Origin of the sequence: Streptomyces sp. NPDC007863, assembly GCF_040633895.1 — a bacterium.
Taxonomy (GTDB): Bacteria; Actinomycetota; Actinomycetes; order Streptomycetales; family Streptomycetaceae; genus Streptomyces.
This window is the reverse complement of the sequence record NZ_JBEYEI010000048.1, coordinates 1-11,754: the sequence shown is the minus strand read 5'-3', so window position 1 is coordinate 11,754 and position 11,754 is coordinate 1. Positions and strand designations below refer to the sequence as shown.

Here is an 11,754-nt window from a genome sequence, read left to right as displayed (position 1 = left end):
ACACCCGAGACGGCCGCACACTCGGGCAACTCCGCCTTGTGACGACCCGGTCACGCGGCCACCGTGGGCCGCGGGCCGCACGCGACGGCCTCATGAAAGGAACGTCCGATGGCTCTGCACACCCGACCGCAGCCGTCTCCGGTCAGCTGGGAGCAGGTACGCGTCCCCGCACCCGGCGGACCCGTCCCGGGGCTCGTCCTGAGGCCCGAGCGGCCGCGCGCCGGCAGATGGCTGGTGTGGGCGCACGGCGGCAGCTGGCGCGCGGGCTCGGCCCTGGAGTGGTACCCGGCCACCGCGGACCTGGCGCGCGCCGCCGGGATGACGGTGGTGAGCGTCGACTACCGGCTCACCCCGGCCGCCCGGCACCCGGACATGGTCCAGGACCTCCTCGCCGCCCTGGAGTGGGCGGCCGGGCAGGCCCAGCGGGAGCTCGCCGCGGCCGGCGGCGACGGCGAGGAGCCCGTGCTCGCCGTCGGCGGGGACAGCGCGGGCGGCACGCTCGCGGCGTCGGCCGCGCTCGCCCGCCGGGACCGGGGGCTGCCGCTGGCCGCCCAGGTCCTGGCGTACCCGCCGCTCGACCCGGCCTGCGAGGCGGACTCGTACCGGCGTCACGTGGGGGCCTTCCCGTCGGCGGCGGCGATGGCCGGCGCCTGGCGGGAGTACCGGGCCCCCGGGTCGCCGGCCGCGGCCGACGGCACCCGCCTGTACAGCACGCCGTTCGAGGCCGACGGGCTCGTCGGGGTCGCCCCCGCGATCCTCACGGTCGGCGAACTCGACCCGGTGGGCGACGACGTGCGCCGCTACGCCGGACTCCTCCGGGCGGCCGGTGTGCCGGTGACGCTGCGGGAGCTGCCGCGGACCGGGCACGGGGCGTTCCTGCGCCCCGTGGCATCGGGCGCCTCGGCGGCGGAGCTGATCGGGACGGCGCTGCGCGCCTTCCTCGACGCCCGCTGAACCCGACGAGCCCGACGAGCCCGCTGAGCCCGCCGCGTCCGCCCCGGACGGCCGTTCCCCGCTCGATTCGATCCCTATCCCTTCTTTCCTCCTCTACGACTTCCTGGGAGACATGCCATGACCGCACCGTTCCCGCCCGCCGCCGTACCCGCCGCCCCCAACCTCGACGCGCTGCTGCGCCACTTCGCCGACCTGCGGGACGGCCGGCACGGCGACGCCGTCTCGCGGTCCGGCAAGGAGGAGCTGTTCCGTACGGCGGCCGGGCTCCTCGACCCGTACGCCCGGCAGGCGTTGACCGAGCTGAACGAGGAACTGATCCTCGGCCAGGGCACGTTGGCGGCGACCGGCGTGCAGCGGTCCGACGACGGCAGCCTGTTCCACGCGTGGACGCTGTCCTGGGCGGAGCAGCGCGACGGCGGCATCGCGCCGGTGACCCTGTACGCGCACTACGGGCGCGGCTTCCACCACCCGCACCTGCGCGGGGCGACGGTGGCGGAGTGGCCGCTGAACGTCTTCGACGACGCGCAGGCCGCCGCCGAGCTGCCGACGCTGCGGGCCATCGCCGCCGCCGACCTCCACAACCTCGTCTTCGAGCGGGACTTCCGGATCGTGCCGGCGACGGTGTCCGGCGCCTCCGGCGTCCCGTCCGGCCACCGGCACTGAAGCGGACAGGAGCCCACGTCATGACCTCCCTCCGACTCTCCGTCCTCGACCAGACGCCGGTCGGCGAGGACCAGACGCCCGACGAGGCGCTGCGGGCCTCGCTCGCCCTGGCCTCCTCGGCCGAGCGGCTCGGGTACGTCCGCTACTGGGCGGCCGAGCACCACGGTTCGCCCGGCTTCGCCTCCAGCGCCCCCGAGATGCTGGCGGGCGCGGTCCTCGCCCGTACCTCGCACCTGCGGGTCGGCACGGGCGGGGTGCTGATGCCGCGCTACGCGCCGACGAAGGTCGCCGAGGTGTTCGGGGTGCTCGCCTCGCTCCATCCGGGGCGGGTCGACCTCGGGCTCGGCCGGGCCGGCGGTCCGGCGCACGACTTCCCGGCGAAGGTCGCCGAGCTGCTGGCCCTGCTGGGCGCCCGCGGCGGACGGCGGCCGTACGGGGTGGTGCCGCAGGCCCCGGTGCCGCCGCGGGTGTGGCTGCTCGGCGCGGGCGGCGACTCCGGCCGGCTGGCCGGGCGGCTCGGCACCGAGTTCGCCTTCGGGCACTTCTTCTCCCCGCACGGCGGGGTGCGCGCCCTGGAGGGGTACCGGGCCGAGGCCCGGGAGTCCGGCGCCCGGACGGGCGGCGGGGTGCTCGCGGTGCGGGTCGTGACGGCGGAGACCGCCGAGCGGGCCGAGGAGCTGGCGCGGAGCCTGCTGCTGTGGCGGGCCCGCAAGGACCTGGGGCAGGACCGGCCCCTGCCGTCGCTGGCGACGGTGCGGGGCCACCGGTGGAGCGACGCCGAGCGGGAGCGGGCCGAGGTGCACCGTACGGCGCTGGTGGCCGGGGCCCCCGAGCAGGTGGGCGCCACGCTGTCGGCGCTGGCCGCGTCGCACGGCGTGGACGAGATCGTCGTCAACACGCTGACGGCGGACCCGGCCGACCGGGAGCGGTCCTACGCGCTGCTCGCGCAGTACTTCGGCCTCTCGGAGGACGCCACCCGTTCGGCGCGGGCGGAGTCGGAGGCGGTGCCCGTGGGCTGAGCCCCCCTTCCGCCGCACACGGCGAAGAGCCCCGACCGGTTTCCGGTCGGGGCTCTTCGCCGTGGCTGGGTGCGGCGGGTCAGTGGTCGCGGGCGGCGCCGGCGCTGACGGGCTCGGGGGCGGGCGCCGGGGTCTCGGTGACGGCGGCGGCCGGGGCGGTACGGGCGGTGTGGCGCTTGGAGCGGCCGAAGCGGATCATGGCGGGGGCCTCGACGAAGCGGTAGAGGAGCCAGCCGCCGAGCAGGGAGGCGGCGAAGAAGCCGGCGATCACCAGGAGCGAGCCGCCGATTCCGTACGTGGTCTCGCCGAGCAGGGAGCGCAGGTAGAAGATCGTGACGCCCTGGACGAGGTAGAAGCCGAAGGAGACCTCGCCGAGCCAGACCATCGGGCGGCTGCGCAGGAAGGTGACGCGGCCGTCGACGTCGGAGGCGGCGGTGGCGGCGATGAGGGCGGCGACGGGGACGATGGTGGCGGCGACGAAGCCGTACTGGAAGGGCAGCAGCAGGGCGGCGGCGTAGCCGACGGCGGTGAGGGCGAGGGAGAGGCCGAAGCCGATGCGGCGCGGCCAGCGGCCGGCCAGGACGATCCGGGCGAGCAGGATGCCGAGGACGAACTCGAAGAGCCGGCCGGCCGGCAGCAGGTAGCCGAACCAGAACTGCATGTCGGAGACGGGCGTGATGGCGGACTTCGGGGTGGCGGGCACCAGGTAGGTGGAGACGAGCTGGACGCCTATGGTGCCGGCGACCGTCACCGCGCTCCAGAACCACAGGGCGCCGCCGCGGATCTTGCGGATCGGGACGATCAGCAGCGGGAAGAGCATGTAGAAGAGCAGCTCGCTGCCGAGGGACCAGCTCGGCGGGTTCACGCTGAGGTTGACGGCCGGCTGCGGGAACCAGGTGTGGATGAGCAGCATGTTCGGCAGCCAGTTCGCGACGCTGGTGACGGCGGCGCCGGCGAACAGCAGCATCGAGGCGGCGAAGACCACGAGGTGGTTGGGGAAGATCTTGAGCAGCCGGCGGCGGAGGAAGGCGGTCGTCCGCTCGCCGGGCTTGGACGCCCAGGCGAGGACGAAGCCGGAGAGGACGAAGAAGAAGGAGACGCCCAGATAGCCGGCCTTGCTGAACGCGGTCTCGAAGGCGTTCGCGAGGCCCTCGTCGGCGAAGGGGTTGATGGGGGCGTTGGGCGGGATGGGCGAGTCCATCAGGGACGAGTGGAAGAAGAAGACGAGGAGGGCGGCGAAGAACCGCAGGCCCGTCAAGGAGGGCAGTTTCGCCCGCTTCGCGGTGTCGGTGGCCGGGGAGGTCGTGGAGGACACGGTGGGGTTCGCTCTCTCTTGGCTGGCGGGGAGGAAGGGCCTTGCGGGGGCTTGCGGGTGCCGCGGGGCTTGCCGGGTGCCGCGGGGGCCTGTGGGGCCCGCGGGGTCCCGGGGCGATGAGGGCCCCGGGACCGTGGTGCGCGCGCGAGGGGGCGGGGTGCCTGCCGGCTGCCGCTACTGCTCGATCTGGTTGCGGTAGACCATGAGCTTCGCGTCCTTGGCCACGTAGTAGTTCTGGACGGAGTAGGCGATGGTGGCGAAGTCGAGCCGGCCGTCGCCGTTGAAGTCGGCGGTGGCGATGCGGGCCACGGACTCGTCGGAGACCCGCCACTTCGCCCAGACGCCGTTGGCCGCGTCGATCGCCTTGTAGTACATGACGCCCTGCCAGGGCCACGGGCCGCGCAGCGCGACGAGGAACTCCTCGTCGCCGTCGCCGTCGAAGTCGGCGCAGACGATCTGGTGGCCGGGGCCCTCGCCGTTCTCGTTGGGGTCGCCGAAGACGTCGAGGAGGACGCGGTTCCAGCCCTTGCCCTCGGCGTCCTTGGTGTAGACGGCGACGGTGTTGCCGTGGAAGGGCTCGATGGCGGCGACGTACGCCATCGGGTCGTCGCCGAGCCGGCCGGCGTTGAGGTCGCCGCTGCCGCGGAAGCCGGTCTGCTCGAACTGGGTGAGCTCGCCGGTGCCGATCAGCTCGCGGACCCACTCCTCGCGCCGCTCGTCGTAGTAGAGCCAGGTGACGCCCTCGTCGGAGGCGAGGAGGAGCGATTCGAGCTCGGAGCCGGGGATGAGGCCCTGCTTCTTCTCGGCGCCGTGGATCATGCGGAAGTGGCTGTCGTCGATGACGGTCATCGGCCACTCCTCGGCCGTGTGCACGTCGTCGGGCTCGGTGAAGAGGACGACCGGAAGGACGGCGTGCACGTCCTCCTTGGCGACGATGGGCAGGCCGATGATCTGGAGGCGGTCGGTGCGGGTGAAGTGGCCGGCGCGGAGCCGGTGCATGCCGGTGGCGCGGCCGACGTAGTGGCGCTTCCAGCGGGACTCGTCCTTGTCCGGCTGGCCGGGGTTCTCCAGCCAGTCGATCTTTCCGCCCTCGGTGTTGGCGTCGTGGATGGTGCCGATCGGGCCGTAGAGGTCGTAGCAGACGATGACGTCGGGCCGGCCGTTGCCGGTGACGTCGGCGAAGTCGGCGCCGACGGGCATCGTGATGCGGTCGGCGATCAGGCGCCGGGTCCACTCGCCGTCGTTGGCGTACCAGTAGATCTCGCCGAGGCGCAGGCCGTAGCCGAAGAGGTCCGGGCTGCCGTCGCCGTCGATGTCGGGCGCCTCCAGCCAGTAGCCGTCGCGGAGCTGGTCGGCGACGAGCTCGGGGGTGAAGCGGGGGACGCGCAGCCCGGGGGTGGTGTTCTCGCTCATGGTGGTCGGTTCTCCTCGGTGCGGGGGGCGGAAGGGAGGGAGGGGCGTGCGGTGCGGGGTGGTGCTCACGTCCGGGGTGCGCGGGGGACGGGGTGGTACTCGACGGCGAGCCATACGCAGTCGGTGTCGGCGTGGTACTGGTGGTACGGGTAGTGGTAGGTGCACTGCGGGCCGATGGCGCAGAACGGGTCCGGGGTGGTGTAGCCGGGGCTCATGAGCACGTCCTGGTAGAGCGAGGCGTGGTCGCGGTCTCGGAAGCGCTGCATCCGGCCGAGGCCCTGGACCTGGGTGTGGACCTCGATGAAGTCGTGCTCGTTGTGGATGACGCAGTCGGTGCCGGCCGGCGCGAACCAGAGGTTGGCGCGGACCGTGAACTCCCGCAGGGAGACGGCGGTCTCGCGCTCCCCGAGGAGGTGCGCCGCGTCGAAGACGACGGTGCCGATCTCGTCCTGCGGGCTGCGGTAGAGCGGGGTGTCGCGGGGGAAGCCGCCCTGGTCGCCGAGGAGGTCGGCGAGGTGGCCCCAGCCGGGGGCGTCCACCAGGGAGGCCTCGCCGACCTCCTCGCGCCCGGGGCGGAGCAGGATCAGCGTGTCGGCCCGCTCGATGCGGGTGTCGGCGAGGACGGTGGAGGTGAGGGCCGGGATCGTCTTGCGGGGCGTCTCGGCGACGGTCACCGCCGTCATGCTCGGGTTGACGACCATGGTGCGGCCCTCGATGAGGTAGTCCTCGGCGTCGCGGACGAGCGTGGCGCGCAGCTGCGGGGTGCCGAAGCTGAGTTCGCGCTCGGTGGTGGTCGTGGCCGCGGGGGTGTTCATGTCGGTTCGGTTCCTCTCGTCGGGGTCAGGTGCGGGCGAGGGCGGCCGTCCGGTCGTGTCCGGCGCCGAGGACGCCTCCGTGGGCGGTGTGCGCGGAGTGGGCGGAGGGGGCCGGGTCGGCGGCGGCCGTCGGGTCGAAGGGCTCGGGCGCGGGGCCGAGGCCGAAGTGGTGGGCGATGGCGGCGACGGTGCGGCCGGTGGCGCGGCCGTCGCCGTACGGGTTGGCGGCGTTGGCCATGCGGAGGTACGCGGCCGGGTCGCGGAGCAGTTCGAGGGTGTGGGCGACGATGCCCTCGGTGGCGGTGCCGACGAGCCGGGCGGTGCCGGCGGTCACGGCCTCGCCGCGTTCGGTGACGCTGCCGAGGACGAGGGTGGGCTTGCCGAGCGCCGGGCCCTCCTCCTGGCTGCCGCTGCTGTCGGAGACGATCAGGTCGGCGCGGGCCATCAGCTTGCAGAAGGCCAGGTAAGGCAGCGGGTCGACGACCGTGATGTTCGGGTGGGCGCCGATGTGGGGCAGCAGGCCCTCGCGGACGACCGGGTTGCGGTGCAGGGGGACGACGACCCGGGTCTCCGGCTCGTCGGCGATGCGGGCCAGGGCGCGGCCGATGGCGGGCAGGTGGGGCCAGGCCTCGCGCCGGTGGGCGGAGGCGAGGACGATCCGGCGGGGGTCGGCGTCGAGGTCGGCGAGGGCCGGGTGGCCGTAGTCGGCGGCCTGCCCGCAGGCCCAGCGGAGGGCGTCGATGACGGTGTTGCCGGTGATGGCGATGGTCGCCGGGTCGATGCCCTCGCCGCGCAGGTTGGCGGCGTTCCCGGGGGTGGGGGCCAGGTGGAGGGCGGCGATCTGGGCGACGAGCCGGCGGTTGCCCTCCTCGGGGAACGGCGAGCCGAGGGCGCCGCTGCGCAGCCCGGCCTCGACGTGGATGACGGGGACCCGCTGGTGGAAGCCGGCGAGGGCGCCGGCGAAGGTGGTGGCGGTGTCCCCGTGGACGAGGACGGCGTCGACGGCGGCGGAGCCGAACCAGTCCTCCAGGCCGCGCAGGGAGCGGTAGGTGACCTGGGAGAGGGTCTGCTTGGGGGCCATGACCTTGAGGTCGACGTCGGTGGTGAGGCCGAAGACGTCGAGGGTCTCGTCGAGCATCTGGCGGTGCTGGCCGGTGGAGACGACGACCGGCGCGAACCGGGGGTCGTTCTGGAGCGCGCGGATCACCGGCGCGAACTTGATGGCCTCCGGTCGGGTACCGAGGACTACGGCGAGGGAGCGCATGGGTTCCTTACTTCCTGTGGGGTGCGGACCTGGACAGGGCGGAGCAGGGCAGCGCCGAGCAAGGGGTGGGGAGGGGAGTGGTGCGGCCGGGGCGCTTGTTCAGCGGCTCTCGTGCGGCCTGGAATCAACTTTCCCCCGTGGCCCCCGGAGGGTCAACGGACGCCCGCCCCGCCTCGAACAGCACCTCGAACGGGGGGTGTTCGAGGCCGGGGTCGGCCACGGGCCGGCCGGGCCGGCCTCCTCCTGGAACCGGCTCCGGAAAACGCGGAAGCCCCGCGCCCGGGTATCCGGGCGCAGGGCTTCGGCCTGCTGGTTCCTAGGGGTGTGAGAGGGCTCTGGGTCAGTCCTTCGCGGGCTTGATGGACATGGAGTGGCGGAAGTAGTCGGACGGGTCGTAGCGCCGCTTCACGCGCTGCAGACGGGGATGGTTGTCCTTGTAGTACAGGGTCTGCCAGGGCACGCCGGAGCGGTTGCGCCGCGGGTCGGCGACGTCGCGGTCCGGGTAGTTGATGTAGCAGCCGTCGGTGGCGTCGTCGATGAGCGGGACGCCGCCGGTGGGCGCGAAGAACTCCTCGTACAGCTCCCGCAGCCAGCCCAGGTAGAAGTCGTCCTCGCTCTCCTCCGACCAGAAGGTCTGGAAGCACATCTTGAAGATGGAGGAGCGCTGCGCGTTCGCGGTGGCGTCGGGGGCGACGGCGTTGACCTGCCCGCCGAAGGAGAACAGCACCAGCATGGTGTCCGGGTTGGTGAAGTCGGACCGCGTCATGTGCTTGTAGAGCGCGCCGAGCTGATGGTCCGTGAAGTTCTTGCGCATGTACGCGGACTTGTGGCCGCCGCGCGAGGTGGGGTCGGTGATGACCGGGTTGTTGGTGCCGACGAGGCGCGTGGCCTGCAGCCAGGGCAGGGTGCGCGGTTCGGCGAGCTGCGGCATGGCGGGGAGTTCGCCGGTGGGCCGGGTGAGGGCCTGCGGGCGGATGCCCGTGCCGGCGGTGATGGCGGCCAGGTAGTCGTCGAGGAGCTCGCGGGCGTTCGGGACGGTGGCGTCGACCTGGGTGAACATGCCGAGGCTGCCGTGGGCCTTCGAGCTGACGTTGAAGAGGCTCGACAGCGCGTTGTACGGCGAGTCGGGGGCGCTGTGGGCGGCGTGCCAGGCGCCGAAGTTCTTGAGGAGCCGGTTGAACCTGCGCTCGTCGAGCTGGTCCCAGGGGAAGTCGACGGCGCTGACGAGGACCGTGGAAGGCGGGGATATCAGCTGGCGGGACGGGTCGGTGCCGGTGGCGCCCGGCGAGCGGAACCAGTACTTGGTGACGAGGCCGAAGTTGCCGCCGCCGCCTCCGGTGTGGGCCCACCACAGGTCGCGGTGCGGGTCGTCCTCCTCGCGGGTGGCGACGACGGTCCGGACGCCGCCCCGGCCGTCGGTGACGACGACCTCGACGGCGTACAGGTGGTCGACGACCAGGCCGTGGGCGCGGGACAGCAGGCCGTACCCGCCGCCGGCTATGTGGCCGCCGGCGCCGACGCTGTAGCAGATGCCGCCGGGGATGGTGACGCCCCAGCCCTTGTAGAGGGCCTCGTACACGTTGAGGAGGCGGGCGCCGGGCTCGACGGTGAAGGCCCGCATCCGGGGGTCGTAGCCGACGTGCGTCATCTCGGAGAAGTCGAGGATGACCTCGGCGTCGGGGTGGACCGCGAAGTCGGCGAAGCAGTGCCCGCCGCTGCGGACCGAGACCCGCTTGCCGGCCCGGACGGCGTCCTTGAGGGCGCGCTCGGCGTCGGCGCTGGAGCGGATCATGCGGATGTAGTCGGGCCGGGCGACGAACCGCTGGTTGTTGCCGGTGGTCAGCTCGGCGTAGCGGGGGTCGCTGGGGCGGACGGTGGAGCCGGTGGCCGCCGCGGCGGCCGAGGCGGTCGCCGAGCCGGTCGCTTCCGCGGCGGCGGCGCTCGGGACGGCGAGGGCACCGGTCACGGCGGCGGTGCCGACGACGGCGGCGCCGCTGGTGAGCACGGTACGACGGCCGAGTCCCTTGTCCGTCCGCGCGGCGGGCACGCCGGCCGTGGCGGGTGCGTCGGGAGTGGCGGGAGTGGCGGGCGTGGATCGCGTGGATCGCATGGGTCTGACTCAACTCCTCGGAGACGGTGGTGTGGTGGCGCCCTGTCGCGGCGCCGGAAGGGCGGAGTCCAGGGGAAGGGCGCGCGTCCCGGCCGCCCGGCGGCGGTCGTCGCGGCCCGAGAGCAGTGCGGTGCCGAGACCGGCGGCGGCGAGGCCGGCGCCGATCCAGGTCGGCGCGGTCCAGCCCAGGCCGTGGTCGACGGCGAGGCCGCCGAGCCAGGCGCCGAGGGCGTTGCCGAGGTTGAACGCCGCGATGTTGGCGGCGGAGGCCAGCGCCGGCGCCCCCTCGGCCTGCTGCATGACCCGGGCCTGGAGCGGCGGCACGGTCGCGAAGCCGACGGCGCCGAAGACGGCCAGGGTCACGGCGGCCGGCAGCGGCGCGCGGGCGGTGAACGTGAAGACGACCAGGACCAGGGCGAGCGCGCCGAGAATGACGTACAGGCTGGGCATCAGGGAGCGGTCGGCGGCCTTGCCGCCCAGGACGTTGCCGACGCAGAGCCCGACGCCGAAGAGGACGAGCAGCCAGGCGACGGCCCCGTCGGAGAAGCCCGCCAGCTCGGTCATCATCGGCGCCAGGTACGTGAACGAGGCGAAGACCGCGCCGAAGCCGAACATCGTCGTCAGCAGCGCCAGCCACACCTGCGGCCGGGCGAAGACGGCGAGTTCGCCGCGGAGCGAGGAGCCGGGCGGGCGCGGCTGCGCCGGGACGAGCGCGATGATCCCGAGCAGTCCGACGACGCCGAAGGCGGTCACCGCCCAGAAGGTGGAGCGCCAGCCGAACTGCTGCCCCAGGAAGGTGCCGAGGGGCACGCCGAGCACGTTGGCGAGGGTGAGACCGGTGAACATCAGGGCGATGGCCCCGGCCTTGCGGTCGGGCGCGACGAGGTCGGCGGCGACGACCGACCCGATGCCGAAGAACGCGCCGTGGGTGAGGGAGGCGATCAGCCGGCCGCCCATGAGGGCGGCGTAGTCGCCGGCGAGCGCGCACAGCAGGTTGCCGGCGATGAAGACGCCCATCAGGACCACGAGCATGGTCTTGCGGGGCAGCCGGTTCCCGGCGGCGGTCATCAGCGGGGCGCCGACGACCACGCCGAGCGCGTAGCCGGTGACGAGCATCCCGGCGGCCGGGATGGACACGGACAGGTCGCCCGCGACCTCCGGCAGAAGGCCGACGATGACGAACTCGGTGGTGCCGATCCCGAAGGCGCCGAGGGCGAGGGCGAGCAGGGCGAGAGGCATGGGGGGCGCCGTCAGATCTGCCGCAGGGCGCCGCCGTCGACGCTCCACTCGGCGCCGGTGACCTGCCCGGACAGCGGCGACAGGAGCTGGGCGACGACCCGCGCCACGTCCTCGGACTCCCCGATGCGGCCGGTGGGCAGCCGCCGGACCTCGCGGACGAAGTGGTCGACGGCCGCGTCGGCGGGCAGCCCGAACCGCTCGCCGAGCTGCTCGGCGAAGCCGCCGGGGGCGTCGAAGAGGGCGGTACGGGTGGGGCCTGGCGAGACCACGTTGGAACGCACCCCGCGCGGCCCGAACTCGGCGGCGAGCGACTTCGACACCGAGAGCAGCGCCGTCTTGGCGGCGGCGTAGTCGACGATCGACGGGTCCGGGAACCGGGCGGCCTCGCTGGCGACGTGCACGACCGAGGCGGCGTCGGACTCCAGGAGCAGCGGCAGCGCGGCCCGGGTCACGCGGACCGCCGCGTACAGGTTGATCTCGAAGCTCGCGGCCCAGGCGTCGTCGTCGACGTCGAGGAAGCCGGTACGGGAGACGAGCGCGCCGGCGTTGTTGACCACCCCGTCGAGCCGCCCGTGCAGCGCACGGACCCGGTCGACGACGTACCGGGCGGCGCCGGGGTCGGTGAGGTCGGCGGCGACGGTGTCGAAAGCGGCGACGCCTTCGGACGTGTCCGGGGTCCAGGGCTTGCGGGCGACGCCGACCACGGTGGCGCCCTCGGCGGCCAGCAGTCGCGCGGTGGCCGCGCCGATCCCGGACGAGGCGCCGGTGACGAGGTAGACGCGGTCGTGGATACGCAGGTCCATCAGGGGTTCCTCGGAGAGGTGGGTGGTGGAGGAAGCGGCGGGGGAAGCGGCCGGGAGGGCCGCTGGGGAAGCGGCCGGGTACGGCGGCGGGGGATGTGCGCCGTACCCGGCCGCTGCTCAGGGGAGCCCTCAGCTCGCGACCGCGTCACGCGAAGGCGA

General features: G+C 73.8%; 10 protein-coding genes. 3 read left to right on the top strand and 7 right to left on the bottom strand.

Features of this window, described 5'->3' with window-relative positions:
• Positions 1-108 precede the first annotated feature (108 nt).
• From ABZ621_RS37350 to ABZ621_RS37340, 3 genes are all read left to right on the top strand, one after another.
• On the top strand, positions 109-954 hold the full coding sequence (locus tag ABZ621_RS37350) for an alpha/beta hydrolase (protein WP_360611593.1): 846 nt from the start codon (positions 109-111) through the stop codon (positions 952-954).
• A gap of 117 nt (positions 955-1,071) precedes the next feature.
• Complete coding sequence (locus tag ABZ621_RS37345) at positions 1,072-1,617, top strand: hypothetical protein (protein WP_360611591.1); 546 nt, start codon at positions 1,072-1,074, stop codon at positions 1,615-1,617.
• A 20-nt stretch (positions 1,618-1,637) separates the two neighbouring features.
• Entirely contained in the window at positions 1,638-2,636 is a 999-nt protein-coding gene (locus ABZ621_RS37340) for an MsnO8 family LLM class oxidoreductase (protein WP_360611589.1), read from the top strand.
• Between the two features lie 79 nt (positions 2,637-2,715).
• On the opposite strand, the gene ABZ621_RS37335 is transcribed toward ABZ621_RS37340, so the two are convergent.
• The 7 genes from ABZ621_RS37335 to ABZ621_RS37305 all read right to left on the bottom strand — a co-directional run bounded on the left by ABZ621_RS37335 (position 2,716) and on the right by ABZ621_RS37305 (position 11,595).
• A complete protein-coding gene (locus tag ABZ621_RS37335; RefSeq protein WP_360611587.1) occupies positions 2,716-3,951 on the bottom strand; it encodes an acyltransferase in 1,236 nt (411 codons plus the stop codon).
• Positions 3,952-4,125: 174 nt separating this feature from the next.
• On the bottom strand, positions 4,126-5,364 hold the full coding sequence (locus tag ABZ621_RS37330; protein ID WP_360611585.1) for a VCBS repeat-containing protein: 1,239 nt from the start codon (positions 5,362-5,364) through the stop codon (positions 4,126-4,128).
• Positions 5,365-5,429: 65 nt separating this feature from the next.
• Positions 5,430-6,179: a hypothetical protein gene (locus ABZ621_RS37325; protein ID WP_360611583.1), complete on the bottom strand. Its 750-nt coding sequence runs from the start codon at positions 6,177-6,179 to the stop codon at positions 5,430-5,432.
• A 25-nt stretch (positions 6,180-6,204) separates the two neighbouring features.
• The gene (wecB, locus tag ABZ621_RS37320; protein ID WP_360611581.1) at positions 6,205-7,443 is read right to left on the bottom strand and encodes a UDP-N-acetylglucosamine 2-epimerase (non-hydrolyzing); all 1,239 of its coding nucleotides are present in this window, start codon (positions 7,441-7,443) and stop codon (positions 6,205-6,207) included.
• Between the two features lie 340 nt (positions 7,444-7,783).
• A complete protein-coding gene (locus ABZ621_RS37315; RefSeq protein WP_360611580.1) occupies positions 7,784-9,553 on the bottom strand; it encodes an FAD-binding protein in 1,770 nt (589 codons plus the stop codon).
• Between the two features lie 9 nt (positions 9,554-9,562).
• Complete coding sequence (locus ABZ621_RS37310; RefSeq protein WP_360611578.1) at positions 9,563-10,792, bottom strand: MFS transporter; 1,230 nt, start codon at positions 10,790-10,792, stop codon at positions 9,563-9,565.
• A gap of 11 nt (positions 10,793-10,803) precedes the next feature.
• Positions 10,804-11,595 (bottom strand): SDR family oxidoreductase, encoded by a 792-nt coding sequence (locus ABZ621_RS37305; protein ID WP_360611577.1) that lies wholly within the window; start codon positions 11,593-11,595, stop codon positions 10,804-10,806.
• Between the last annotated feature and the right edge of the window lie 159 nt (positions 11,596-11,754).